The organism is Dokdonia sp. R78006 (assembly GCF_042466145.1).
GTDB lineage: Bacteria > Bacteroidota > Bacteroidia > Flavobacteriales > Flavobacteriaceae > Dokdonia.
In genome coordinates this window covers 1,734,217-1,760,071 of the sequence record NZ_JAXHBU010000001.1, presented here as the reverse complement: position 1 = coordinate 1,760,071, position 25,855 = coordinate 1,734,217, and the positions used below count along the sequence as shown (strand labels likewise).

Annotated in this window: 23 protein-coding genes; 7 read left to right on the top strand and 16 right to left on the bottom strand. The window is 36.6% G+C overall.

Annotated elements, in window-relative coordinates; genetic code table 11:
* Nucleotides 1–92 precede the first annotated feature (92 nt).
* From SJY37_RS07890 to SJY37_RS07860, 7 genes are all read right to left on the bottom strand, one after another.
* A complete protein-coding gene (locus SJY37_RS07890) occupies nt 93–1,310 on the bottom strand; it encodes a bifunctional folylpolyglutamate synthase/dihydrofolate synthase (protein WP_379953359.1) in 1,218 nt (405 codons plus the stop codon).
* A 104-nt stretch (nt 1,311–1,414) separates the two neighbouring features.
* A complete protein-coding gene (locus SJY37_RS07885) occupies nt 1,415–2,248 on the bottom strand; it encodes an energy transducer TonB (RefSeq protein WP_298329810.1) in 834 nt (277 codons plus the stop codon).
* A gap of 65 nt (nt 2,249–2,313) precedes the next feature.
* A complete protein-coding gene (locus SJY37_RS07880) occupies nt 2,314–2,706 on the bottom strand; it encodes a biopolymer transporter ExbD (protein ID WP_035334503.1) in 393 nt (130 codons plus the stop codon).
* 1 nt (nt 2,707) lies between these two features.
* Complete coding sequence (locus tag SJY37_RS07875) at nt 2,708–3,412, bottom strand: MotA/TolQ/ExbB proton channel family protein (protein WP_035334504.1); 705 nt, start codon at nt 3,410–3,412, stop codon at nt 2,708–2,710.
* Nucleotides 3,413–3,471: 59 nt separating this feature from the next.
* The gene (gene nhaD, locus SJY37_RS07870; protein WP_298329814.1) at nt 3,472–4,875 is read right to left on the bottom strand and encodes a sodium:proton antiporter NhaD; all 1,404 of its coding nucleotides are present in this window, start codon (nt 4,873–4,875) and stop codon (nt 3,472–3,474) included.
* Between the two features lie 24 nt (nt 4,876–4,899).
* Nucleotides 4,900–6,132: a Glu/Leu/Phe/Val dehydrogenase dimerization domain-containing protein gene (locus SJY37_RS07865; RefSeq protein ID WP_298329817.1), complete on the bottom strand. Its 1,233-nt coding sequence runs from the start codon at nt 6,130–6,132 to the stop codon at nt 4,900–4,902.
* A 64-nt stretch (nt 6,133–6,196) separates the two neighbouring features.
* On the bottom strand, nt 6,197–7,279 hold the full coding sequence (locus SJY37_RS07860; protein WP_298329820.1) for an anhydro-N-acetylmuramic acid kinase: 1,083 nt from the start codon (nt 7,277–7,279) through the stop codon (nt 6,197–6,199).
* Between the two features lie 82 nt (nt 7,280–7,361).
* On the opposite strand from SJY37_RS07860, the gene SJY37_RS07855 reads away from it, so the two are divergent.
* A complete protein-coding gene (locus SJY37_RS07855; protein ID WP_013750093.1) occupies nt 7,362–8,504 on the top strand; it encodes an acyl-CoA dehydrogenase in 1,143 nt (380 codons plus the stop codon).
* Between the two features lie 71 nt (nt 8,505–8,575).
* Here the strand turns inward: SJY37_RS07855 and SJY37_RS07850 are convergent, their stop codons facing one another.
* The 3 genes from SJY37_RS07850 to SJY37_RS07840 are packed head-to-tail and all read right to left on the bottom strand — an operon-like array spanning nt 8,576 to nt 10,775.
* Nucleotides 8,576–9,385, bottom strand: coding sequence for a DNA/RNA non-specific endonuclease (locus SJY37_RS07850; RefSeq protein WP_298329821.1), 810 nt, complete (start codon nt 9,383–9,385; stop codon nt 8,576–8,578).
* 32 nt (nt 9,386–9,417) lie between these two features.
* Nucleotides 9,418–10,209 (bottom strand): hypothetical protein, encoded by a 792-nt coding sequence (locus tag SJY37_RS07845; protein WP_298329824.1) that lies wholly within the window; start codon nt 10,207–10,209, stop codon nt 9,418–9,420.
* 2 nt (nt 10,210–10,211) lie between these two features.
* Nucleotides 10,212–10,775, bottom strand: a complete 564-nt coding sequence (locus SJY37_RS07840) for an RNA polymerase sigma factor (RefSeq protein ID WP_298329827.1) — start codon at nt 10,773–10,775, stop codon at nt 10,212–10,214.
* Between the two features lie 81 nt (nt 10,776–10,856).
* Between SJY37_RS07840 and SJY37_RS07835 the strand changes: the two genes are divergently transcribed.
* Entirely contained in the window at nt 10,857–11,279 is a 423-nt protein-coding gene (locus tag SJY37_RS07835) for a hypothetical protein (protein ID WP_298329830.1), read from the top strand.
* A 123-nt stretch (nt 11,280–11,402) separates the two neighbouring features.
* Complete coding sequence (locus SJY37_RS07830) at nt 11,403–14,015, top strand: CHAT domain-containing protein (protein ID WP_298329832.1); 2,613 nt, start codon at nt 11,403–11,405, stop codon at nt 14,013–14,015.
* Here the strand turns inward: SJY37_RS07830 and SJY37_RS07825 are convergent.
* The 6 genes from SJY37_RS07825 to SJY37_RS07800 all read right to left on the bottom strand — a co-directional run bounded on the left by SJY37_RS07825 (nt 14,012) and on the right by SJY37_RS07800 (nt 22,828).
* Nucleotides 14,012–15,298: an HlyD family efflux transporter periplasmic adaptor subunit gene (locus SJY37_RS07825; protein ID WP_298329835.1), complete on the bottom strand. Its 1,287-nt coding sequence runs from the start codon at nt 15,296–15,298 to the stop codon at nt 14,012–14,014. The genes SJY37_RS07830 and SJY37_RS07825 overlap by 4 nt on opposite strands.
* Nucleotide 15,299: 1 nt before the next feature.
* A complete protein-coding gene (locus SJY37_RS07820) occupies nt 15,300–17,498 on the bottom strand; it encodes a peptidase domain-containing ABC transporter (RefSeq protein ID WP_298329839.1) in 2,199 nt (732 codons plus the stop codon).
* Between the two features lie 60 nt (nt 17,499–17,558).
* Nucleotides 17,559–17,798: a hypothetical protein gene (locus tag SJY37_RS07815; protein ID WP_298329842.1), complete on the bottom strand. Its 240-nt coding sequence runs from the start codon at nt 17,796–17,798 to the stop codon at nt 17,559–17,561.
* Nucleotides 17,799–17,914: 116 nt separating this feature from the next.
* Nucleotides 17,915–19,498: a vitamin K epoxide reductase family protein gene (locus tag SJY37_RS07810; protein WP_298329845.1), complete on the bottom strand. Its 1,584-nt coding sequence runs from the start codon at nt 19,496–19,498 to the stop codon at nt 17,915–17,917.
* Between the two features lie 69 nt (nt 19,499–19,567).
* Nucleotides 19,568–20,668: an ABC transporter permease gene (locus SJY37_RS07805; protein WP_298329848.1), complete on the bottom strand. Its 1,101-nt coding sequence runs from the start codon at nt 20,666–20,668 to the stop codon at nt 19,568–19,570.
* A gap of 3 nt (nt 20,669–20,671) precedes the next feature.
* On the bottom strand, nt 20,672–22,828 hold the full coding sequence (locus tag SJY37_RS07800) for a carboxy terminal-processing peptidase (protein ID WP_298329851.1): 2,157 nt from the start codon (nt 22,826–22,828) through the stop codon (nt 20,672–20,674).
* A gap of 147 nt (nt 22,829–22,975) precedes the next feature.
* Between SJY37_RS07800 and surE the strand changes: the two genes are divergently transcribed.
* The 4 genes from surE to SJY37_RS07780 all read left to right on the top strand — a co-directional run bounded on the left by surE (nt 22,976) and on the right by SJY37_RS07780 (nt 25,841).
* Complete coding sequence (gene surE / locus SJY37_RS07795; RefSeq protein WP_298329853.1) at nt 22,976–23,749, top strand: 5'/3'-nucleotidase SurE; 774 nt, start codon at nt 22,976–22,978, stop codon at nt 23,747–23,749.
* A 147-nt stretch (nt 23,750–23,896) separates the two neighbouring features.
* The gene (locus SJY37_RS07790; RefSeq protein WP_035334512.1) at nt 23,897–24,184 is read left to right on the top strand and encodes a hypothetical protein; all 288 of its coding nucleotides are present in this window, start codon (nt 23,897–23,899) and stop codon (nt 24,182–24,184) included.
* Nucleotides 24,184–25,308: a lipid-A-disaccharide synthase gene (gene lpxB / locus SJY37_RS07785; RefSeq protein WP_298329856.1), complete on the top strand. Its 1,125-nt coding sequence runs from the start codon at nt 24,184–24,186 to the stop codon at nt 25,306–25,308. The genes SJY37_RS07790 and lpxB overlap by 1 nt, the downstream gene beginning before the upstream one ends.
* A gap of 23 nt (nt 25,309–25,331) precedes the next feature.
* Nucleotides 25,332–25,841 carry a C40 family peptidase gene (locus SJY37_RS07780; RefSeq protein ID WP_298329859.1) on the top strand — a complete coding sequence of 170 codons (510 nt, stop codon included), beginning with the start codon at nt 25,332–25,334 and terminating at the stop codon, nt 25,839–25,841.
* The last annotated feature ends 14 nt before the right edge of the window (nt 25,842–25,855 follow it).

Sequence of the window (25,855 nt, the reverse complement as noted above, 5' to 3'; positions counted from 1 at the left end):
GTAACAATAAAATCTTGACTACTGCCTTTCTCTTATTGCGGGTGCAAATATAGAATTAAAGTTTAATAGTTTGAAATCTTTTTGAAGAAAAATTAAATTATTTCTGCCACCACAAATGTACTACCTCCTATAAATATAAGATCGCTTGCGCCAGCTATCTTTTTTGCAGCACTAAATGCTTCTTTTACACTAGGATACGCTTTCCCATTCAATCGGTGAGTCTCTGCCGTTTTTCTTAGCAATTGTACCTCCATTCCTCTCGGCACATCAGGTTTACAAAAATAATAAGTTGCATAACTTGGAAAAAGAGGTAAAATGCTCGATAAATCTTTATCAGATACGACACCTAATACAATATGTAATTTTTTATATTTCTCCTTACTTAGCTGCTCCATGACATAAGTCAGACCTTCTTTATTATGCCCTGTATCACAAATCACCCTTGGCAATTCTTGTAATACTTGCCAGCGACCTAAAAGTCCTGTATTCTTAACTACATTTTTAAGCCCTTTTGCAATATGCTGTATTCCTACATGGAAATCTGCACCTTGCAATACTGAAAATGCTACTTGAACGGTTCTAATATTATGTTTTTGATACGAACCTATCAAATCCGATTGCATTGACATTAAATCAAAATCGTAGGCTTTGTATAGTGTTGCGTTACGCTTTCGCGAAAGCGTACTAAAAACATCTTCTGTCTCCTCATGATACTCTCCTATCACTACGGGAACACCTTCTTTTATAATTCCTGCTTTTTCGGTGGCGATAAGTGGTAATGTGTCGCCCAGGAATTGAGTATGATCAATACCTATGTTTGTAATAACAGACAACACAGGCGTTATAATATTTGTTGCATCTAGCCTACCTCCTAAGCCAACTTCAATAATAGCAATATCTACTTTTTTTGTTGCGAAATAAGAAAAAGCCATTCCTACCGTCATTTCAAAAAATGACAATTGGTGCTCCTCAAAAAAGGCTTTGTGCTTTTTTACAAACCCCATGACAAATTGCTTACTTGCCATCTCTCCATTAATCTTGATGCGCTCTCTAAAGTCTTTGAGATGTGGAGACGTATATAAACCTACAGTGTATCCAGCTTCTTGCATCACAGACGCCATCATATGACTTGTAGAACCTTTACCATTAGTTCCCGCCACATGAACAGCTTTAAACTGAGTGTGTGGATTGCCGAGGTATTCTGATAATAATTTAATATTATCCAAATCTGCCTTATAAGCAGCTGCTCCTTTGCGTTGATACATTGGTAATTGAGCAAATAGCCAATCTAAAGTTTCTTGGTAAGTGATAGTGCGTCGCTTTTAAGTGTATGCAAAGATAGGTAGATATTACCTAGATAATTGACGTAAAGAACTGAGAGCATTATATATCGCTCCATTAATGAGAAAACCTATTAGTCTGAGAGACTAAAACGATATACTATTTTTCCTATTTGTTTAGACGGTGCGCCAGAGTCTGCATTGAACTTTGTTGCTAGCGCTGCGGCTTTTGCTGGCTCAAGAAGACAGCGTGTATTATTAGTAGTTCCACGTACTCCAGGAGTTGCCTTAATTACTTTTCCATTACGATCTACTTCGATACTCACAACTACAGTACCTGCTTCGTTGCACTCTTGCTGGCGCTTAGGCTTCCCAAGTGCTTTACGACCTCCTAGTTGGTAATTACCATCTCCATCAAGGCCTTTTCCAGTTCCGTAGTAACTTGAGGCGTTTGGGTCTCCATTAGGATCACCTTTATCTCCCGCTTGATTATCATCACCTTCTCCTGCTTGTGAAGCTCCGTCGCTTTTTGGCCCGTTAATTAATGCATCTAAAGCACTCGTAGTAGATTTATCTGGTTTTGGATCTGGCTTTGCCTCCTCGACTGGTTTTTCAATAGGCTTTTCTTTTGGCTTTTCAACCTTAGGCGTAGGCTTCTCTTTTGGCTTTTCTTCGATAACGGGAGCATCTTCAATATCTTGAGTTACTACCTCATCCTTTATCTCCGGCTCTTGCACTGTAGGCTTAGGCTGTGGAGCCGTATTCTTAGGCGCAGAAGCCACCGGTTTTGTAGGTTGTACATTACCAGACCCTACCTCAGACGTACCAAAGTTTACAGCGATTCCTCCTTCTTCAGGTGGATCGAGGTATTTCATCCCCACTACAAACATGAGCAATAGTATGATAGCCATCACAATAGTGCTTATGGTAAAGGATTTACGTTTATGTATGGTATCTAAGAATGCCAATTGATGTACTAAAAAATTTAAAATTAAGCTTTCGCAAAAGCGTATAAAAAAGAAATATCAACTAATTAATTAGGACGTACCGCAAGGACAATTTTGTATTTATTGCGGTTTGCAATATCCATTATCTTAACTGCATTCTCGATAGGAACTCCCTCCTCTGCTCTTAAAATAATGGTAGGATCTTCTACTCCTACAAGTTGGCTTGTGATAAACCCTTCTATACTATTCTCAGTTACACGTTCTTTATTTACGTAGTAATCTAAGTCTTTAGTAATACTTACGGAGAGGTTCTGTTTGTTACTGGTTTTCCCTTTTGCTTTAGGCAAAATTAGGTCTAGAGCATCTGGCGTAATGGCTGGTGAGGTTAAGAGGAAAAACACGAGTAATAGAAAGACAATATCTGTCATACTACTCATACTAAACTCTGGACTCACTTTATTTCTTCCGCGCAGGTTCATATTAGCTTGGCTCGTTTAGAAGATCTAAGAAATCTACAGCATTTGCCTCCATAGAATGCACTACTTTATCTGTGCGCACTACTAAGTGATTATATCCCATGTAAGCAATAATACCTACAATAAGACCCGCTACAGTTGTGGTCATTGCTGTGTAGATACCTTCGGCTAGTGTTCCCATTTCTGCTTGTCCTGAGCTAGTAGCAAGTGTATGAAAAGCAAGTACCATCCCAATTACGGTTCCTAAAAACCCAATCATAGGTGCAGCTCCTGCTATGGTAGCAAGAACACTTACATTGCGTTCTAGCTTATACACCTCAAGTTTACCCTGATTCTCTATTGCTGTATTGATATCCTCTAGAGGGCTACCTATACGTGAGATTCCTTTTGCCGTAAGTCTTGAAACTGGAGAATTTGCCTGAGCGCAATATATTTTTGCACCTTCAATATTACCCGATTGTACATTGTCGCGTATTTGATTCATAAAGTTGCTATCAACTTTTGAAGCTGCTTTGATTGCAAATAAGCGTTCAAAATAAATATAAATAGCAACAAATAGCAGTACAAAAAGTACTGCTATTATGATGATTCCTGCTGTACCACCTGTGATAAGCAAGTCTATTATTGATAAAGTCTGCTCTACAGGCTCATCTGTTGTAAGAACGTCTGCTGCATCTTGAGCGCCGTCTTGTAATAAGATATTAATCATAAATTAGGTCGTTGTGACTTTAATATGAAACGATGGTTATGGTATTAAATTGTATGAGCTTAAGATCCCATTGTTCCTCCCGTAAGAAGAACAAAAGCAATTGCACCTGCAGCAAATCCAATAAATGCTAACCATGTTATTTTTTTAAGGTACCAGATAAAATCGATACGCTCCATTCCCATTGCTGCAACACCAGCCGCAGATCCTATGATAAGCATACTTCCACCTGTTCCTGCAGAATATGCTATAAAGTGCCATAATAAACTATCAGTAGGCGCTTCATACATACCCATTGATGCCGCTACTAAAGGAACGTTATCAATAATTGCAGATAATATACCAAGGAGTACAACAACAACATCTTGATTAGGTACTGCTCCATTTAAGATTTCGGCTACGTAACGTAAAGTTCCCACTGGATCTCCAGATTCTGATACTCCATATACTAAACTCTCTAGTCCAGCAACAGCCATTAAGATTCCTAAGAAAAACAGGATACTAGAAATCTCAATACGAGATAATGCTTTGTGAGCGCTGTATAAGTGCTTACGTTCTTTTGTAAAATCTTCTTCTGGGTGAATATATTCTGATACTAACCATACTACTCCAAGTGCAAGCATCATTCCCATGTAAGGAGGAAGGTGTGTTATAGTCTTAAAAATAGGCACAGATACAATCATACCTAGACCTAAGAACAGCATGGTCTTACTACTAAGTAGTCTACCTGCTTCTTCGTCTTCTGTGGTGTCTACAATAATCTCACCCTTAAATGCTGGTAAATAAGAAGCAATTATAAATGGAAGTACAAAACAAATCACAGAAGGAACAATTACAAACTTCACAAGTCCCATTGCAGTTACGTTATCTGCAATCCAAAGCATGGTCGTTGTAACATCTCCAATAGGTGACCATGCACCACCGGCATTTGCTGCAATTACCACCATTGCTGCAAACCATAAACGCTGCTCTCTATTTACAATAAGCTTACGTAATAATGTAATAAGTACAATAGTTGCTGTAAGGTTGTCAATAATAGCAGAAAGTATGAATGCTAGTATCCCTATAATCCACAATAATTTTTTCTTGCTCTTAGTACGCACAGCACCTTTAAGCACCTCAAAACCACGGTGTAAATCTATAATCTCCACAATAGTCATCGCTCCAATAAGGAAGATAAGTATCTCTGCAGTTTTACCTAAGTGGTGTAACAGTGTGTTATCAAAACCATGCTCTGCTTCGTGCAATGCATCTCCCGTGAGGGCGGTGCCATTAGGGAAAATGCTATAAGCATTTTCATACGTATCAATTACGTCAAACCAGCCTAAATGGAAACCTACCGCTAGGAAAGCCCATATAAGCGATGCCATAATTAAAGCAGGTACCGTTTTGTCTAATTTAAGAGGATGTTCAAGGGTTATAGAAAGATACCCAATGATAAAAATGAGAATAATTACTGATTCCATAAGTTGTCTGGTTAATTGTAAGTATTAAAGTAATTCTTTTAGTGCAATCTCAAAAGCAGTTTTGCTTATATTTTGCTTACTACTGTTGTTGTTATACGTATTTTCAATAGCGTTTCTAATGGTTTGAGATGTATCGTTAAAGATTGCATCATCTGTCATTTGTACACGACGCTCCATAAAGTATGCAAATACACGAGCCATACCACAGTTTGAAATAAAATCTGGTATCAAACTCACTTTTGCATCTGTATGCTCCATTATAGGTCCAAAGAAAATTTCTTTATCTGCAAACGGCACGTTTGCACCACAAGAGATAACCTCAAGTCCAGTGCCTATCATGCTATTGATTTGATCTTCTGTAATAAGTCTAGACGCCGCACATGGAGCAAAAATCTCAGTCTCAAGATTCCATATTTGCTCATTCATATCTGCAAATGGAATTAATCCTTCTGCATTTGCGTTGAGTGTATTTCCAGTTTTATTGAGGTACATATCACGTATTTCTTCAAAAGAGAAACCGTCTTTGTTAATAAAACCTCCTACTATATCAATGATTCCTACCACCTTTGCTCCCATTTGAGCAAGGTAATAAGCTGCTGCTGCTCCTACATTTCCAAAACCTTGTACAACGGCTCTTTTTCCTTTTACATCACCGCCATAAATATCATAATAATGACGTACGGCTTCTGCAACTCCATATCCAGTAATCATATCTGCAACCGTATACTTACGTGTTACGTCTGGAGAGTAAACTGGATTTTCAATCACTTTAATCACACCTTGACGTAATTGCCCGATGCGGTTAATTTTATCTGCCTCTGTAGGTTGGAAGTGACCTGTAAAGACTCCTTCTTGAGGATGCCATACTCCACTTTCTTCGGTAATTGGGATTACTTCATGTATTTCATCTACATTAAGATCGCCTCCTGTACCGTAATAACTTTTTAGTAATGGTGACACTGCTTTATACCAGCGCTCTAAAACTCCTTTCTTACGTGGATCTTTAGGATCAAAATTGATTCCAGATTTCGCTCCACCTATAGCAGGTCCCGAGACGGTAAACTTCACTTCCATTGTTTTGGCAAGTGACAATACTTCATTCATATCCAGACCCGTACGCATACGTGTTCCTCCACCCGCAGCACCGCCACGTAGTGAATTGATAACAACCCAGCCTTCTGCTTCTGTTTCTGGGTCATTCCAATGGAAAACTATTTCTGGTAATTTATCTTCGTAACGCTGTAAAAGAGCTCTCATACTTTCTATTTGGTAAGCCCAAATATACAATTTAGAAACACCTTGTAGAAGAAGTGTTAATAATTTAAGATTGATATAACATTCCGCTTGCGTGATCCTGCCTTGCACCCGTCACACTTGCTAGACAGTTCGGGAGGTTTTCAAGTTTTAACACTCCTAATAATGCAAAAATAAGCGCTTCTTTAAATTCAACCAGCTTACCATCTGGCACTATGAGTTTTACGCTTTCGCGAAAGCGGACACGTTCCAATAAATAAGTGTTATAAGCACCTCCACCAGTAACGAGTACAGTAGCGCCTTCTTTAAACTGCGCCGCAAGCTGAATAGCAATATGCTCTGTAAATGTAGCCAGCACATCTACTGGAGAAAGTTGAACAGCCTCAATAAGTGGAAAAATATGCGCGTGTACCCATTCTATCCCAAGAGATTTTGGAGCTGGTAGCGCATAAAATGGAAGTTTATTGAGTTTTTCTAGAAGAGGTTGATTTATTTTTCCTGCTTTCGCGAAAGCGCCACCATCATCATACTCCTTACCTAATTCTTGTGCATATTTATTGAGCACTACGTTTACAGGAGAGATATCATACGCAATTCTCACACCATTTTCATCTTTAGAAACATTTGCAAAACCACCAAGATTTAGGCAATAATCATAATTGCCAAATAATAGTTGGTCGCCAATAGGCACCAATGGCGCTCCCTGACCACCCATTGCTACATCTTGCACCCTAAAATCACAAACCACGCGGTGGTTAATTAAAGAGGCAATTTCTGGCAGGTTTCCTATTTGCAAAGTAACTCCCTGATCCGGCTGATGGAGCACCGTGTGTCCATGAGAACAAACTACATCAACATCCACAAGTTTGTTATTTTTTATAAAATCTTTAATTACGTGGGCTAGATAAGCTGTATAATCTTCATTAAGAGCGTCTAGGTCTTCTCTACTAAGCAAATGAGCCGTAGAAAGTATATCTTTCCACTTTTTAGGATAGGGAACAGTTTCTGCAACGATGATATCACTGGTAAATGATGGATATATCGAGTCATCTTTTGATGGAGAAACACCAATTTTTGCATAGGCACAATCAATACCATCTAAGCTTGTGCCGCTCATCACTCCTATAACGTTATAGTTTTTTTGTCCCATTGGTCTAAATCTATTGAGAAAAAGGCAAGAAACAAGTATCTTTGTGTAGATTTTTTAGATAATTCTTAATAATTCAAACACGATGGATTTTAGCTTAACAGAAGAACATATAATGATACGCGATGCGGCTCGCGATTTTGCCCGTACAGAATTACTTCCTGGCGTTATTGAACGTGATAACATCCAGCAGTTTCCTGATGAACTCGTTAAAAAAATGGGTGACTTAGGTTTTATGGGTATTATGACAGATCCTAAATACGGTGGAGCTGGTATGGATGCTACTTCTTACGTACTTGTTATGGAGGAATTATCTAAAATTGACGCCTCTGCCTCTGTTATAGTTTCCGTAAACAACTCTTTAGTTTGTTACGGTCTTGAAGCTTACGGAAGTGAAGAGCAAAAACAAAAATACTTAACTAAACTTGCTACTGGTGAGATGGTGGGTGCTTTTTGTCTTTCTGAGCCAGAAGCTGGATCTGATGCAACATCACAAGCTACCACTGCAATAGACAAAGGAGATCACTACGTGATTAACGGAACAAAAAACTGGATTACAAATGGCGGTCGTTCTGATGTATATTTAGTTATTGCACAAACCGACAGAGAAAAAGGTCACCGAGGAATCAATGCTTTTATCGTAGAGAAAGGCATGGAAGGTTTTGAAGTAGGACCTAAAGAAGACAAATTAGGAATACGCGGTAGTGACACACACACGCTACAGTTTAACGATGTAAAAGTTCCTAAAGAAAATAGAATAGGAGAAGATGGTTTTGGATTCAAATTTGCGATGAAAACTCTTTCTGGTGGACGTATTGGTATTGCTGCACAAGCATTAGGTATTGCATCTGGAGCTTATGAGCTTGCTCTTAAATACTCTAAGGAACGTAAAGCCTTTGGTACAGAAATCTGCAATCACCAAGCAATCGCTTTTAAACTAGCAGATATGTATGTGGAGATTGAAGCTGCACGTCATCTAGTAATGAAAGCAGCATGGGATAAAGACCAAGGAAATAACTACGATATGTCGAGTGCAATGGCTAAACTTTATGCTTCAAAAGTTGCAATGGAACAATCTGTAGAAGCTGTGCAAATACACGGTGGTAACGGATTTGTAAAAGAATACCACGTAGAGCGTCTTATGCGTGATGCTAAAATCACTCAGATTTACGAAGGAACTAGTGAGATCCAGAAAATCGTAATCTCAAGAGGTGTAATTAAAGGATAAAATTCCTTCTATATAGATCAACAAAAAATGCGGCAATTGCCGCATTTTTTATTTTATATAATATCACTTTACTATCTAAGCTTCCAGCCACTAGTGCTTGTACTCGCTTCAAGCCTATCTTCTACTCCATCCTCTAGCTCAGGAAAGAAATCAATACCCGTAAGTTTCTCAATCTGATCTACAGAGGTTACAAATGTTTTTAATGACTTCTTTGATGCCGAGTGATTCATTAAAAAGGCAATCATTTTTACATTACCCCCAGATTGGTCATAAATAATTTTATAAAATGATTCTGGAACAGTCACACCTTCTGTTCCTATAGCACCCATTTTATCTTTGAGAACACCTCCTGTTACCACATATACACCATCATACTTTTTTGCCCAATAGCGTACCTGTTGTTCTAGTTCGTTCCAAATACCAGCATTAAAATCATGCCGCTGCGGACTAATATTACTTGTCAAGAACGTCTCGTCATAAGCCGCCTTGCTAAACTCTCTATCTCCAGCCGGACACAGATGCCCTCTGTCATAGCCAGATTTCTTGTAGTTACGCCAGTGAGCAGACTTTGTTCCAACTTTAGGATCTACTTCAAAGTAAGGGCGTTTAAAATCGGCATTAACGATGTGCTCTTTTTTAAGCTCGTACGCAACCCACTCTGCTTGTTCATCTTTCTCACTATAACTAAGCGAGTAATAATTATGATGTACAATCTGACCCGTAGTTGACGTAGGCAAAAAGTAAGTGTTAGTAGTAGATTTAGGCTGCTTTCCTTCCTCTACAACTGGTGCATCAATAGCTTGATGAGCATAATTTTCAAATATGTACCACCCCAATGTAAATAATAGCACTAGTAACGGATAGGTGTATTTTCTTTTCATTCTTATTAGTATAGAACTACAAAGTAATGGATTTACAATTTATCAAGTAGAGCAATAGCTTCTGAATATTTATAATGTGAGGGATTTGAAGCAATATCTCTAAGTAATAATTCCACGTTATTCTCATCTTCAAATTTTAAATACACTAAGGCCTCAAACCAAGTTGCTTTTTCTGCATCAAGAGAATCGCTATTTTTCAGTATTTCCAACTGCTTTATAGCTTCAGAAAGCTGACCTTTCTCTGAATAGATAAGTCCTTTATAAATATAGCTAAGGGGGTCTACATACTCAGAAGTATTTATGTAGGCATTCAAGTTTTCAAGAGCGATATCTATGTCACCAGCTTTAAAACTCTTTTCTATCTGAGAAAGCAAATTCACATCTACAGAACGCGTTGTAAATGAAGGAAGATCATTCTCACTATAAAAAGCAGTATACAAATCGAGATTACTTTTCTTAGAGTAAAAAAAATAAATTCCCATACATAGCATTATAATAGCTGCCGTACTCGATATGCAATAAACAATCCTACTCCTTCTATTTTTTGAAAAATTCTTGGCTTTGTAAAGACTATTAACTTCTTCAATACGTTCTCGGATTTCTTTTTCCGATAATAGTGAAACGTTTGTATTTAAATCAATGTCTTGAGATTTTGAGTTATCGTAGAATTTATCATTAAGATAGAGATTAATATCTTCTATTAACAACACTTCTTCATACAAGGTTATATCTGCACTCATTTTATTTTCAAATGCAAGTTCCTGTTCTGGAGTCATCATTCCCCCTAAGTATTGTTCTATTTCAGGCTCTAGATTTTCTTCCATTACTAACTTAAATTTTTAAATCTCACATCATTCTTAATAAGATCTTTGAGTCTCTTCTTACACTTAAACATACGCTGAAAAGCTACATTCTCTGATGAGTAATTAAATTTCCTTACAATCTCATCATAAGATACCTTTTGGAAATAATCTTTTAAGAGTTCTCTGCAGTTTTCTGAAAGTTCTTGAATTTTTTCTTCAAACAAATTCCAACGTTCTTCATTCTCATACGACTCTGCAATTGTATCTTCTTCTCTGGTTAGTGCTATAACTTCATCGTTTCTTACCCATCTTTTTTTCGAATTAAGCGCTTTGCGCCAAAGATTTTTACAAATAGTAAAGAAGTAAGCCTCAAATGAAGATTTAATTTCTATATCACTATTTCTCAGTTTAATAGTGAGCTGATATAAAGCTTCTTGAAATATTTCTTCACATTCTTCTTGCGAGCCATTATTTTTTAAAATGAAATACCTTACTTTAGAAAAAATTCTGTCATAGATACTAAGAATAACAGATTGATCTCCAGACAAAAGGCCGTCTAAATATTCTTGATTAGAAAGGAGTGACATAAATATTCTAAGAAGTTTCGGGTAAGATTTTAGTTAACAAGGAACTTATTTACATAATTAAACAAATAAAAAATTATGAACATGAAAACTTTTATTATCACCACAACGATTATGATTACTTTTTTATTAAGGCCAATTTCACTTATCAAAAATCACACGGAGCCCAAAATCACTGGAAATGTATTTACTACAAACACCTTCTATGATTGTAATTCTGGAAATTTTGGGGTAACAGTTACTTGGAATCCATTTTTGAAAGAATTCCAAAAAACAAGTATACGTAATAGTTACATACAATATGGTTTAAATACTAATATGATTCCAGTAAGTATATCAAATCCAAATATTGAGTATTGGAATTTTAACTTAGACAACATGAGTCCCGGCATGATTCCGCCAGGAACTCAGTGTAAGACGACAGTAATTATTGTCAAATTAGAAGAAGACAAAGAAGATGGAGATATTGAAGAGGTGGAATATGATTCTAGTAAAGGTGACCATTAAAAATCACTGTATTTGAAATATTTATTTACTCTTTTTTGTCTGTTAACACTACAAGTTAGCTCTCAAAATTTCGCAGTTTACAAACAAATTATTAGCACTAATAAATCTATTGACATTAAAATAATGTCAATAGATTCATTAGTACAGATTGAATCAAAAAATAAAGAAAGTTCAGATTATTTTAGAATATCAGATTCTTTTGTGGTTTGGCTCTACAGGAAAAACAGATTAGAAAAAAGCTTATCAACTCTTTTAAAATTAATCGAAAACACTCCGCCTTCTGATAAAAGAATACTCGAACAAAGACGATTTCAAAGCAGTACGATTTACAGGAGATCAGGAAATTATAATGCAAGTATTCTTACGCTGAAATCTATTATAAAAGAAAAAAATTATGACGGCTATTACTTAAAAGCACTATATCGGATTGCTGATGATTATAATGAAATAGGAGACTACCAAACTTCTATGATATATTATAACCTTTCAGAAATAGAGTTACATAACATTTGTGACTATGATAAATTAATAAAAAATACTATTTACTCTACTTATACTTATAATAAAATTAGCGGAGAAACTGCAAGATCAGAAATTGAACGTAAACTTCTCATAGCCGATTCTTTATCAATACACTACACACCTTCTACCAGGAATTTATATAGACTAAATTTAGTTCTTGGTAACTTTTACACCGCTTACGAAAACCGAAATATTCAGAAAGGTGAACCTTATTTATTAAAAGCAATTGATTTAGCAAAAAAAATAAAAGATTCTAGTTTTATTGCCCAAGCTTATATGAGTTATGGTACAATTTTAGACATTGAGTCACCAGAAAAAAGTATTCATAACCTCGAGGAAGCTCTAAAATACGTAGACCAAAATGACTACAATCAACGCAGTGTTATTTACGCAAATCTTGGTCTCAACCAAGCTAGGTTAGGGAATTATGACCAATCTATTAAATCACAAGTTAAAGCAATAGAATTAGCTTTAAATGAAAGTCTTCAATATTTAGATAATAAAGAAATTTACAACTTACTTTCTATTGAAAAATCTACGTTTAATTTGAAGACCACCCTCTCTAATCTAGCAGAAACATACTATTTGAGATATTTAAAGAGTAAAAACAAAATAGATTTAAATACCTCTATTCAGTTCTTCAAATACTCAGATCGCATTATTGACAACTATTTTAATAGTGATGTAAGTATACAATCAAAACTTTTATGGAGAGAACAAGCAGCACTAATTTATAGCAGAGCCATACGATCTTGCTTTACAGCAAATGATCTAGAAAGCGCTTTTTTATTTATGGAGAAAAGTAAAGCTTTACTTCTTTATGAAGAAAGAGCAAATTTAAAGGAATTACAATCTTCAAATATTCCAGATTTTATTTTAAAAAAGCGAAGACTATGGAAATCACAGATCAACCGTTTGGAACGATCTACAGCTATACAAATAGACTCCTTAAAAAAAACGATTGTATTGCAAGACAGCCTAGACTGGATTCATAAAGAGATTATTAAAAGCAATCTATATCAAAAGGATAGTCTGACTACTAATTTTTCATTTTATACGATTGCAGGAACACAAAAATCATTAAATAAGGATGAAGCAATACTAACTTATCATATTTCGGCAGATAATGGTTTTGGTCTAGCGCCAAATACAGAAACGGGGTATGGTATCCTTATCATGAGTAAAGAAAAACTCATCTTTGAAATTAATGACCTTAGTATTTTAAAGGATTTATCTAATAGCTTCTTGAAGAAATTAAGAGTCAAACAACAAACAACAATCGATTTCAAAGAATTTCAAAACGTATCAATATCACTTTATGATAAAATTATTCCTGAGCAAATAAGAACTCACCTGAAGGATAAACATCTTACCATCATTCCAGACAGATACTTGAACACGATACCCTTTGAGGCTCTAGTGACGAGTCCGGTAGAGCAACCAGTGCAGTATCTCATAGAAGATAACGAGATTCATTACTTATTTAGTGTATCTTTTAACAAACTGAATAGAGAAAAAGCCCATACTCCTACAACGACAGATAATCTTAACGCGTTTGCTCCCGTACGATTTCAAAATATGCCATCACTTGAAAATTCTGAACGTGAAATTGAAATGATTGACAATCATATAAATAGTACATTGTTTTCAGGAACTAATGCATCTACTACAAATTTCATAAACACTGTTGACAAATCAAAAATACTACACCTAGCTACACACGCGAGTTCAGACAATGATGACCCTTGGATACAGTTTTCTGATGATAAGATTTATCTTGACCAATTAAGTGCACTCCCTAATAATGCATCATTAATTGTATTGAGCGCTTGTGAGACTACAACTGGAGAGATCGCTGCTGGAGAAGGCATTTTAAGTCTTGCCAGAGGATTCTTTCATGGAGGAACGCAAGGGACACTATCCTCTTTATGGAAAGTAGATGACAAAGCAACCTACCAATTAATGGATGCCTTTTATGAACATCTAAGTAAGGGAAAAACAAAATCTTCGGCATTGCGAGAGGCAAAATTAACATACCTAGCTACCCACTCTGGATCAGAACTTTCTCCCTATTACTGGTCCTCATTTATATTAACTGGAGCTATTGATCCTGTGCCATTAAGCAACAATAACTGGAGATATTATGTGCTAGGTAGTATTATAATTACAGTAATTATAAGTGTTATGCTTTCGCGAAAGCGCAACAAAAATTAACCTTGAAAGATTCCACGTATTTGATAAAAAAAACGCTCTAATAGCCTTAGATCTTTTGTTATCACCGCTGCAGTCCCTCTCATCTCACTTTGGAATGGAATTTCTTTCCCATACGTAGTTATAAGCTTTTCTTCTAAGATAACATCTACAAGGTAATTACCTTCTCTATCTGTAACTGCAGAGATTTTATCAACAGAACTAGTTAACCTCCCATATTCATTCTCTGGAAATTTCTCAAGTTCCAAGAACACCTTTTGACCAATGGCGAGCTTCCCTGAATTGAGTGCTGGGATCTTCAGCTTAGCAATATGCCTTTTATTATCACTCGGAATTATAGTAAAAATCAAATCGTCTGGTCGCACCTGTTGATTAATACTCCAGAAATCTAAAAAAGATACAGTACCTTCTATTTCTGATCTCAACACATAGGTGGACTCCCAATCGTAAATCGCTTTCTTAAGTTGATTAAATGATTGAATAGTGCTTCTTAACAGTCTTATATCTTCACCCGATTGGTTTGTTTTTTCTATCTCAAAACTACTAATAGTGGTTGATTGCGTTTCTCGCAATTGTGAGATACTATTTCTTAAAGCATTATAATTCCGCTTAGACTGGAGGTATACAAGTTCCTTTTGTTCAAATTCTTGTAATGAAATAACTCCTTTATTAAAAAGGTCTTTATGACGCTTGTAATCTGATTCTTGGTACCTTAATTCCTTTTTCTGAATAGATTGTTGCGTATATAAATTTGACAATCTAGATCTAATTTCTACTTGAGTTAATCGCTGGTTTACTTGTTTATTACTAAATGGCTTGAGTGTACGATTACGATTATAAGCGATATAATTATTTTCAAAAGTGGCATATCTACCATCTACTTCTCCCAAGAACAGCAATGGAATCTCATTAATGGGAAAATCAAAACGCTCCTTTGTAAATGACAATGTATCGATAATACTTTTTATGTATAAGATATCTTGATAATTTGCTGTATTTTCAATTACGGCGAGGTCTTGAGACTGAGTTACAGTATCTGCATTTGAAACTAATATGTGTTTAAGCTTACCGCCTACTTGTGCATATTCCTTTTGTGGTGGCATTTCTGTAGTTACTAATACGCCAGCTTCTATAACATCTGGATACTTGATTACCCAACTAAGGACAAAAAATAAAAGTAATACTATTAACATAAGCGTATTACCCCATCTAATCATCCAGTTAGGTACTGCTGTCAAGATATCTTGAACCGCTTCACTTCGTATGTTTGATTGTATCTCTGGCATCTTAACTTCCTAGTTCAAGTTGGTTTTTTACTAAATGAAAATAGTTTGCTCGCTGGTTTACTAGCTCCTGGTGTGTACCTTGTTCTACAATTTTTCCTTGATCTAGTACCAGTATTTGATCTGCATTCTTTACCGTACTCAATCTATGAGCAATCACCACGGCCGTTTTCCCTTTTAAAAAAGTATTGAGGTTCTCCATTATTACTTTTTCATTATTTGCATCTAAGGCGGAGGTTGCCTCGTCAAAGAAGAGATAATCTGGATCTTTATATATTGCCCGCGCAATAAGTAAACGTTGCTTCTGTCCTGTGCTTAAACCTACACCTTCCATCCCTATTTTAGTATTTAAGCCAAGAGGGAGCCCATTAATATAATCTTGAATATTTGCTAGATGAATGGCTTTTTTTAATTTCTCACGATCTATGTGATCTTCTCCTACTGCGATATTATGAGCTATCGTATCATTAAAAATATATCCTTCTTGCATCACTACTCCACAGTGAGATCTCCACGTTCTATTTGCCACATCTTGTAGGTTATGTGATCCTAAATGAATCGTTCCAGCAATAGGGTCATAGAACTTCAATAGAAGTTTCATTAAAGTAGTTTTACCACTCCCACTAGTTCCTACAATTGCTGTCGTTTTATTTGCAGGTATTGTTAAGGTAAGCCCTTTAAGAACAAGTTCAGATGTCCCAACATACCTAAAATCTACAGTGTCTAAATCAAATCCAGACGCCCCTGTTAGGTTTGTAATTTGATTAACAGATATCCTATCCTCTTCTTCTTTGTTATGTATTTCTGCAAGGCGATCTATAGAAATTCTCGCATCTTGTACCTGGCGTATAAAATTGATAAACTGTTGTATAGGACTATTAAGCTGTCCTACTATATAAGTAATGGCTAGCATCATCCCTAGTGTAATATCACCCTTTATCACTAAGGTAGCAGAAAAGACCGTGATCAATATATTTTTAAGCTCATTAATAAGTCCAGAACCTACACTCTGATATTGTTCTAAGGCTAGGTTTTTTATGGACACATTAAATAATTTTGCCTGTACGTGTTCCCATTGCCAGCGTTTTTGCTTTTCTGCATTATGGAGTTTAATCTCCTGCATCCCATTGATAAGCTCAATCACTTTACTTTGCTCTGCACTTACGTGTGAAAATCTTTTGTAATCCAACTCTTTTCTCTTTTTAAGAAAGAGTAGTATCCACCCAAAATAACAGACACTTCCCAGTAAGAAAATTCCAAATATCTGACCACTATAATATGCAAGCACAAAACTGAACACGATAAAGTTAATTGCAGAAAATAGCACGTTGAGAGATGAAGTAGTGAGTAAGCTCTCAATGCGCTGGTGATCATTAATACGTTGCATAATGTCTCCAGTCATTTTTGTGTCAAAAAATGCGATGGGAAGATTCATAAGTTTAATAAAGAAGTCTGATATTAAGGAGATGTTTATTCGCGTACTTAAGTGAAGGAGTATCCAACTTCTTATAATCTCAATACTACTTCTTCCTATAAAAAGGGCTACTTGAGCAAATAGAATAAGGTATACAAAGTTAATGTCTTGATTTTGGATCCCTACATCTACAATACTCTGGGTAAGAAATGGAACCACGAGCTGCAGTAAACTACCTGCTCCTAATCCAATAATGAGCTGGACTATAAATTTTTTATATCTAAAGAGATATTGAAAAAGAAACGAGAACCCAAACTTCTTTTTCTCCTCTTCTAGATCTTCACTTTGGTATTCTTTAATTTTTGGGGTGGGCTCTATCAGAAGTGCGATACCCTCTACATCTTCATCTTTTGCATTTACACCTATCCAACGCTCTAGAAACTCTGATTTGTTGTATGTGATTAGACCGTGTGCAGGATCTGAAATATAGTATTTGTCCTTTTTTATCTTATAAAGAACTACGTAGTGATCATTGTTCCAGTGCAGAATACAAGGCAAATCTGCTTTTTTCAGAACTTCTACATTGAGTTTTACCCCTAAGGTTCTAAACCCTATATGCTCTGCAGTGTTACTTATGTTCAATAATGAGCTCCCCTCTCGCGTAGTCTCACTAAGAGCGCGTAACTCCTCTATCGAAAAATGGTATTCGTAATGCTTCGCGATAATACGTAAGCAGGTGGGACCGCAATCTTTAGAATCTGGTTGCTTATAGAAGGGAAATGTTGTCATTAAAAAAATATAAAATATAACAGGCTATATTTTATAATAACCTGTTATACTGTTACTCAATTACTCCATTATTGTAGTTCCATCAGGATGTTGCTTAGGTCCTGTGGTTCCACTGCCGCCTACGCAATAACACCTATCATTACTACTTCCAAGAGGAGTGGAGTTTGGATCCTCCCAACATTCCCAATTACCACCTGCGCTTTCACAAGAGTATTGAGTTCCTGTGCCTCCATTAATCGTTTTCTGCTCGTTCTTAGTAAGCCCTTGAGCACCTTCTAAATTTAAAATTGATTTTAACATAATGTAAAATTTAAATATTAATTTTACCGTGAACATTTAGAGACACTCACGGTTTGTGTCTGTCCTTGCAAGATGTTTATAGAGTCCAGTTACCGCTGGGCTCTTTTTTATTTTAATTATGCAGAAACCGTAACTGGCTCCTCTTCCTTTTGCTCTTTCAAATGATTTATGAATAAGGGAATATCATTATAATCATAATGCTTTCTAGAAAAATTAGAGGCTCCTATAAGCGTTTCTGGGGTGTAATTTATATTGTTTGTAACTCCTACATTACGGTGCGCTTCTAAAATGTCATCATAAATAAGTAACATCGAGTTACTTTCTCCATGAGTCGCTTTCCATAGATCTAAATCTTTAATAGAAAACCAATCCTTAAGAGCCTGAAGAGCTTTTAAAGTATCTTCTTTGTACAGCTCTACAATTCGTTTTGAAATAATTGTACTTGGGTTTGTAGCATCGTCTGGTGTACTGAAGATAAATTGTACTCCTACATCTTCTGGAAATTGCGATAATAAATTATTATAAGCTTGAAAAGCTTCTGTGCAATAGCCACAGAGAGGATTTGTATATGCTGTAAGTTGTAATATGCCCTTTCTATTACCGAAAAAGATTTGAGAATCTTCGCTTAATACCTCGAGACCTTCAATTTTATTCTCATTAATAATAGCGTCTAAAACTGACGTATCACGCTTGAGAATTAAGTAGTCTTTTTGAACTTCAACAAGTAACCTCTTACTTTCAAGTAATGGTTTTACTAGTAGCCAAACCATACTGACCAATGTGGTTATGAGTAACCCACTCACTGTGTATGACAAAGAAAACACCCATCCGGAAAATGAAATAGCTAAAACTGTAAATTGCAATAGCAATACTGCAGCTATACCTAAACAAAGCACACACCAACTTTTTAAAACTACCGCTTGTGTATACAGAGTATATATAATTATTGGTAAGGACAAAAAGGCGATTACAAAAAATGTACTAGTACTTACCCCTAAGATTGCACTACAAACTGTAATACTTAAAAAATACATTAATGATAAATCGCCTAGTCCTAAACCTCTATAAAATTTTTCTTTTGCACTATTTATAACAGTACCACACCCCTTTACATCAGAGGTGATTGCACCACAAACTTTTGCGACAACTGGATTTCCAGCGCCTTCTACCTCCTTAACTACCAAGTAGCTAATTCCAAGACCGCAAAGGCTTAACGCCATATAGATATTAGACACTAGACTAACTTCTTGAAGACTATAAATTCCCAAAATAAGAAGTGTAAATAATACTACATAGAGCCTTTCTCTTGGTATATGATATTGATTTTTTGAAGATATATTTTCAGGAACTTCAATTGCTATGATAGTCCCCATCCATAAATTTTTAAACTCATCAACCTTAAATTTCTTTGTTTTTCCTGAATCAAAGGTTATATGAATTTTTGATGTTTCTTGATGTACTAGTACAAGTTCATTGTTATCTTCTAATTGAATGAGTGCTAGGAATGATGAGGGAAGTTGAGTTAATGCATCATGTGGGACATTTGCAGCAACATTTTCAATACCAAAATAATCAAGAGAATCGGTTATAGATTTAAGACTTGGGTAATCTGTGTGAGATAATAATTGTAAATGTAGATCTTGCTTATTAACACTAGTAATTGCAGCTTTTTTCAGGAGTTTCAAGAGAAGATCAGTCATACTTTTATCATTGGATATACAAGTATGTTATTCAATAATGAAAATCTTACCCCAAAAAAAATTAAAATTTCAACTTTTCACATCTAGCGCATCTCTCAGCGCATTCCCCACGAGCATAAAAGCCATTACAAGAAGCATGATTGCTACACCAGGAATGAGCGCAAGATAAGGTTTCCCAAGAATGATGTAGCTATAGTGGTCTTTAATCATCGCTCCCCAGCTAGGCGTAGGTGGCTGCGCACCTATCCCCAGGAAGCTTAGTCCGCTTTCTATTAAGATAGCTCCCGCAAAATTTGCTGCAGATATCACAATAAGTGGCGCAATTACATTAGGTAATATATGTTTGATGATGATTCGTCCATCTGTATAACCTAGCGCTCTCGCTGCGGTAACATACTGCATTTGTTTTACTCCCATCACTTGACCTCGTACTACGCGAGCAACCTCAACCCACATGGTTAAACCTACAGCAATAAACACCTGCCAGTACCCCTTTCCTAGAGCTAGTGTTATAGCAATTACAAGTAATAATGTAGGGATAGACCAAGTCACATTAATCACCCACATGATTGCAGCGTCAATCTTCCCTCCAAAATACCCCGCAAGCGACCCCATAAGTAAGCCTATGATAAGCGAAATAAATACAGCAACAAATCCAATTGAAAAGGAAATACGCGCACCTATAAGCATACGACTTAGTAAGTCCCGACCATACTTATCTGTACCTAACAAAAATGTACGTGAGGAGATATTCGCTTTCGCGAAAGCGTTATAATCCTCAACACCATCTATCTCCAGCGTTTTAGGCATTCCCTCTACACCGTCGCCTACATACTGGATGTAAGAAATACTACTTTCTGAAATGGTATACGAAGTAACAGGAATCTCTGTACTCGCATTCTTACTGCCAGAAAACCATTTTGAAAAGAAACTTTGACTTGCATCAACCTGAGCGGGTATGGTGAGTATATCTACCGTAAATCCTGGGCCTTGAGAGTGAATAGAGAGGTGCATTTGATTTGCGTTCTCACTACTATCTGGGGCAATCACATAGGCAAACAATGCTGCAAGACCACACAATACAATATATAGTAAACTCAAAACGCCCCAAAAATTCTTTTTGAATTTTTGGAGCGCTAAGCCTGTTAAAGAATTTGCTCGTTGCGACATTAATTAATCTTTTATCGCAGCAAGTTTATCTTTTCTTATATTATTTATTTTAAGGTCCTTAAGCACATTTAATGCCTCTTCTACATAAGCATCTTTGGCTAAATTCTTGTGCCAGCGATCACGCTTTTCCTTTAAAATAGTATCACTTTCAAAAAGCTTCTGCTCATAAGGAAGTGACTTGTATGATAGCTTCGTATCATAATCATCTATCGCATCAAATTTCTTTGCAAACTCCTCACTTTGCGCGAGACGCTCCTTGTATTTTGAATAATTAAGTGACCATTGTTGATCATCTCTACGATCTTTAATCCACTTAGCATAATCATCTACTAGTTGTAAATGCTCGCTTTTAGACATACGTTGTACACTGTTTTCGATAGTTTCATCAAAATCTACATAACCATCCCACACGTCATAACTTGCAGCTTTTATTTTATCCCAAGGAAGCGGGTTTTCTTGATCACGCTCTCCTATGTCGATATACTTAAAACGATCCGGAACCACTACATCACTCTTCACTCCTTCTAGCTGAGTAGACCCACCATTTACACGGTAGAATTTCTGCGTAGTCAACTTAAGAGCTCCAAGATCTCCATAAGGGTTTTTACGTAAGTACTGGTTAAGGTCTGCAACATTTTGCACAGTTCCCTTACCGTATGTTTGTTTACCTCCTATGATGATTGCTCGTTTATAATCTTGCATTGCTGCTGCGAGAATCTCACTTGCAGAAGCAGATATTTCATTTACAAGAATCACAAGTGGTCCATCCCATAAAATAGAAGAATCTGCATCTTCAAGTACTTCTGGCTCATCGCCACTAGAAGCTACTTGCACAATAGGTCCATCTTTAATAAATAATCCAGCAATGTCTACTACTGTTTTTAGAGATCCTCCTCCGTTATTTCTAAGGTCGATAACTAGACCTTCCATTCCTTCTTCTTTAAGACGCTCTATTTCTTTCTTTACATCACTTGCAGCGTTCTTCTCTTTGTAATCATCCATCGTAAAGTAAAACTTAGGAAGATTTACAATACCATACTTTTTACCATCTTTTTCAACCTCGGCAGATTTTGCATAGGTTTCTTCAAGCTCAACAATGTCTCTTTCTATAGTAATATTCTGAGTGCTTCCGTCTAGTTTTGTTTTTACCGTAAGAATCACCTTAGTACCTTTTGGGCCCTTGATATATTCTATTGCATCTTGTAAACGCATCCCCACAATGCTAATGGCATCTTTCTCGTCTTCTTGGCGCACTTTCATAATAACATCACCTTCGCGCAGCTCATCACCTCTCCATGCTGGACCTCCAGAAATAACATCTGTAATTTTAATCTCTCCGTTTTTCTTTTGAAGTCTCGCACCTATTCCTTGAAACTGACCACTCATTTGAGTATCAAAACGATCTTTTGCTACAGGAGCAAAGTAGTATGTGTGAGGATCAAATTCCTCAACTACTGCGTTCAAGAATATTGCAAAATAATCTTGACGCTCTAGTTCATCTGTAAATTCAAAAAACTCCTTTGTATTATCCTTTACTTCATTTCTAGCTTTCTCTTCGAGCTCCTTGTCTGAAAGAACCTCCTTAGGTTCATCTGCAGCAACCTCTTCTTCACCTTCTTCTGGTGTTTTTTCTTGCTCTTCCTTTTTATCAAAATAAGAACTCAATGCGTTGAGTTTTAATTGCTGTCTCCAGCGATTTTTAAGCTCTTTCTTATTTTTTGCAAAGGGTTGCTTTTCATAATCTGTATCTAAGATTTCATCTTCGGTAAAGTCAAATGGCTTTTCTAGCAAGTCTGCTTGAATCTCATTTGCTTCCTTTGTGCGCTCCATAAGACGTGAGTAAGTAAGATCAAAGAACGTCAAGTCCTTATCTCTAATAGCATCATCTATCTTGTCCTTATATTTCTCAAATTCTTCAATATCTTTTTTGTAAAAGAAACGGCGATATGGATCTAATGCATCTATGTAATCATCAAATACCGCTGCAGAGAATTCGTCATTAATATCTTTTGCATCATAATGACCTCTCTCAAGTAAATAAGAAATAAGATCAAGTAATGTCTTATCCTTATCTGGATCATCAAATGACTTTGTAGTAAAGCTGCAACTCGCTACCGAGAAGAGGAGTACTACTGCGATTAATTTTAAATTCCTTTTCATAAAATCTTTTATTTGCATGTAACTAGCAATGTACATTAAAAATTGTGCCACGATAAGATTAACCTTCGTAATCTTTTGTTAAACCCGACTGTCGCTCGAATTGAAGTACAATTTACGTATTTTCGTGCTTAGTTTACAACTCCTCTTATGAACAATAAACCATTAATACTTGTTACCAACGATGACGGTATTACCGCTCCCGGAATACGCAACCTTATAGATGTAATGCTTACCATAGGTGATGTTATTGTTGTAGCGCCAGATAGCCCGCAGAGTGGCATGGGACACGCCATTACCATAAACGATACACTTTACTGTGACCCTGTAAAACTCGATTCTGCGGCGACACATAAAGAATACACATGCTCTGGAACTCCAGCAGATTGTGTAAAACTTGCAAACCAGCAGATTGTACCTCGCAGGCCAGACATCTGTGTGAGCGGCATAAATCACGGCAGCAACTCCAGCATCAATGTAATTTATAGTGGTACGATGAGCGCAGCAGTAGAAGCTGGTGTAGAAGGCATCCCAGCAATAGGATTTTCACTATTAGACTACAGTCACGATGCCGATTTTGAGCCTGCAAAAAAATATGTGGAGCGTATAACTCGCCAAGTATTAAAAAATGGACTTCCTAAGGGAATTGTTTTAAATGTAAATATCCCAAAACTACCAGCAGCCGAAATTAAAGGTACTAAGGTATGCCGTCAAGCAAAAGCGCAATGGGTAGAAGATTTTGACAAGCGCACAAACCCTATGGGCAGAGATTACTACTGGCTCACTGGCGAGTTTGTAAATCAAGACAAGGGAGAAGATACAGATGAGTGGGCACTATCTCAAGGATATGTATCTGTTGTGCCAGTGCAATTTGACCTCACGGCGCATCACTTTTTACAAGAATTAAATGAGTGGGAAGACTAGTCTAAAGTTTACAAAGCAATCGTAACTTTGACACACATCAATATCTTTCTATAGCTTAAGGTTGAGAATTCCGCTTTCGCGAAAATTTTAAAACGATAAGCATATTTGTAAAGAATTCAAATTTTGGCGAAAGCCGAAACATTACATATGAAAAAAGACATCATTATAGGAATCATAGTAGGACTCATTGCAAACGCAATAGGTGTACTGTTGTTTTCTCTATACATAGGCAGCACACAAGACCGAACCATCACAAACGTACTTCAAACAGCAGTGTCCGAAGGTCGTCTAGGCAAAATTATGGCAATAGGTGCCGTCCTTAATCTGCTTGCGTTTTTTATGATGCTTAGACAAGGACAAGATGCGAGAGCGAGAGGCGTTCTTCTTGCTACGATTACTATTGCATTTGTAACTATGATATTAATGTTTACCTAATGAAATATTACATTCTTGCAGGCGAGGCCAGTGGTGATTTACATGGTGCAAACCTTATGAAATCATTGTATAAAGAAGATCCAGAGGCAGATATACGCTTTTGGGGTGGTGATCTCATGCAGGAAGTAGGTGGCACTCTTGTGACACATTACAAAGAGCGTGCTTTTATGGGCTTTGTGGAGGTTGTCACAAACTTGCGTAAAATCACAGGTCTCATTAAAGATTGTAAGAGAGATATTGCCCGTTTTGAACCAGATGCGCTCATACTTATAGATAACTCTGGTTTTAACTTACGCATTGCAGAGTGGGCAAAACCATTAGGTGTTACTACGCACTATTATATCAGTCCGCAGGTATGGGCATCCCGTGCGAGCCGTGTCAAAAAAATTAAAGCCTATGTAGATCATATGTACGTGATATTACCTTTTGTAAAGGACTTTTATGACAAGCATGACTACAAAGTACATTTTGTAGGTCACCCACTTCTAGATGCGGTTGCTGGTCGTGAGCAAGCAGATGCCGCTACTTTTACAAAAGAACACGACCTTGATGAGCGACCTATGATTGCCCTACTTCCAGGAAGTCGTAAGCAAGAAATAAGCGCTATGCTAGATGTCATGCTAAGTGTAGTAAATGATTATCCAGACTATCAATTTGTAATCGCTGGAGCGCCGAGCCAAGAGGTATCTTTTTACCAACCTTTCCTTAAAGATTACCCAGTAAAACTGGTGATGAATAAAACCTACGACATCTTAAGTTTTGCAAATGCAGCTTTAATTACTTCTGGTACGGCAACGCTAGAAGCGGCAATTTTCAAAGTACCACAGGTAGTTTGTTACAAAGCAAATGCAGTCTCATACAGTATTGCAAAACGCATTATCAAAACAAAATACATCTCCCTAGTAAATCTTATTATGGATCGTGAGGTGGTAAAAGAATTAATTCAAGGGGATCTCAATACTGCACAATTAAAAAAGGAACTTGACAAGATTACTAATGATGATTATCGCGCCACTCTTTTTGAAGACTATTTTGCGCTTGAGAAAAAATTAGGTGGAGCTGGAGCAAGTCAAAAAACTGCATCTCTCATTGTTGCAACTACCGAAGCACAGCTTAGCAATTAAAAACCTACAAGCCCATCTACTATATGAAACAATTATTCATAGTGCTTTCTTTACTCTTCTTACTTACTTCATGTGGAAGTTCAAAAACGACAAAATCTCCGAACAGAACTAGGACAAGAACTACTGCTAGGATTAAAAATATAAGCGCATCAAAGACGGAACGCATTATTAACCAAGCACAATCCTTTGCAGGTACTCGATATAAATTTGGCGGAACCACAAGCAAAGGAATGGACTGCTCTGGATTGATTTACATTGCCTTTCAAAAAGAAAATATAGTCTTACCTCGTATCTCCAGACAGATGGCAGAAAGAGGACAGCCTATAAAAGACAAAGAAATCTCTAAGGGTGATTTATTATTTTTTAAGACGAACAAAAGTAGCAAACGCATAAATCATGTGGGACTCGTCACTAAAGTTACGGGCGATGACATTTACTTTATACACGCCACTACCTCAAAAGGTGTTCTTACTTCTAACCTCAATGAGCGTTACTGGAACGACGCATATATCATGGCCAGACGCGTCTTGTAAATTATAATTTGCTA

What these genes read in the sequence shown, in the direction of transcription:
- SJY37_RS07880 (WP_035334503.1), bottom strand. Translation starts at nt 2,706, where the DNA reads ATGAACCTGCGCGGAAGAAATAAAGTGAGTCCAGAGTTTAGTATGAGT.
- SJY37_RS07875 (WP_035334504.1), bottom strand. Translation starts at nt 3,412, where the DNA reads ATGATTAATATCTTATTACAAGACGGCGCTCAAGATGCAGCAGACGTT.
- nhaD (WP_298329814.1), bottom strand. Translation starts at nt 4,875, where the DNA reads ATGGAATCAGTAATTATTCTCATTTTTATCATTGGGTATCTTTCTATA.
- SJY37_RS07865 (WP_298329817.1), bottom strand. Translation starts at nt 6,132, where the DNA reads ATGAGAGCTCTTTTACAGCGTTACGAAGATAAATTACCAGAAATAGTT.
- SJY37_RS07860 (WP_298329820.1), bottom strand. Translation starts at nt 7,279, where the DNA reads ATGGGACAAAAAAACTATAACGTTATAGGAGTGATGAGCGGCACAAGC.
- SJY37_RS07855 (WP_013750093.1), top strand. Translation starts at nt 7,362, where the DNA reads ATGGATTTTAGCTTAACAGAAGAACATATAATGATACGCGATGCGGCT.
- SJY37_RS07850 (WP_298329821.1), bottom strand. Translation starts at nt 9,385, where the DNA reads ATGAAAAGAAAATACACCTATCCGTTACTAGTGCTATTATTTACATTG.
- SJY37_RS07845 (WP_298329824.1), bottom strand. Translation starts at nt 10,209, where the DNA reads ATGGAAGAAAATCTAGAGCCTGAAATAGAACAATACTTAGGGGGAATG.
- SJY37_RS07840 (WP_298329827.1), bottom strand. Translation starts at nt 10,775, where the DNA reads ATGTCACTCCTTTCTAATCAAGAATATTTAGACGGCCTTTTGTCTGGA.
- SJY37_RS07835 (WP_298329830.1), top strand. Translation starts at nt 10,857, where the DNA reads ATGAAAACTTTTATTATCACCACAACGATTATGATTACTTTTTTATTA.
- SJY37_RS07830 (WP_298329832.1), top strand. Translation starts at nt 11,403, where the DNA reads ATGTCAATAGATTCATTAGTACAGATTGAATCAAAAAATAAAGAAAGT.
- SJY37_RS07825 (WP_298329835.1), bottom strand. Translation starts at nt 15,298, where the DNA reads ATGCCAGAGATACAATCAAACATACGAAGTGAAGCGGTTCAAGATATC.
- SJY37_RS07820 (WP_298329839.1), bottom strand. Translation starts at nt 17,498, where the DNA reads ATGACAACATTTCCCTTCTATAAGCAACCAGATTCTAAAGATTGCGGT.
- SJY37_RS07815 (WP_298329842.1), bottom strand. Translation starts at nt 17,798, where the DNA reads ATGTTAAAATCAATTTTAAATTTAGAAGGTGCTCAAGGGCTTACTAAG.
- SJY37_RS07810 (WP_298329845.1), bottom strand. Translation starts at nt 19,498, where the DNA reads ATGACTGATCTTCTCTTGAAACTCCTGAAAAAAGCTGCAATTACTAGT.
- SJY37_RS07805 (WP_298329848.1), bottom strand. Translation starts at nt 20,668, where the DNA reads ATGTCGCAACGAGCAAATTCTTTAACAGGCTTAGCGCTCCAAAAATTC.
- SJY37_RS07800 (WP_298329851.1), bottom strand. Translation starts at nt 22,828, where the DNA reads ATGAAAAGGAATTTAAAATTAATCGCAGTAGTACTCCTCTTCTCGGTA.
- surE (WP_298329853.1), top strand. Translation starts at nt 22,976, where the DNA reads ATGAACAATAAACCATTAATACTTGTTACCAACGATGACGGTATTACC.
- SJY37_RS07790 (WP_035334512.1), top strand. Translation starts at nt 23,897, where the DNA reads ATGAAAAAAGACATCATTATAGGAATCATAGTAGGACTCATTGCAAAC.
- lpxB (WP_298329856.1), top strand. Translation starts at nt 24,184, where the DNA reads ATGAAATATTACATTCTTGCAGGCGAGGCCAGTGGTGATTTACATGGT.
- SJY37_RS07780 (WP_298329859.1), top strand. Translation starts at nt 25,332, where the DNA reads ATGAAACAATTATTCATAGTGCTTTCTTTACTCTTCTTACTTACTTCA.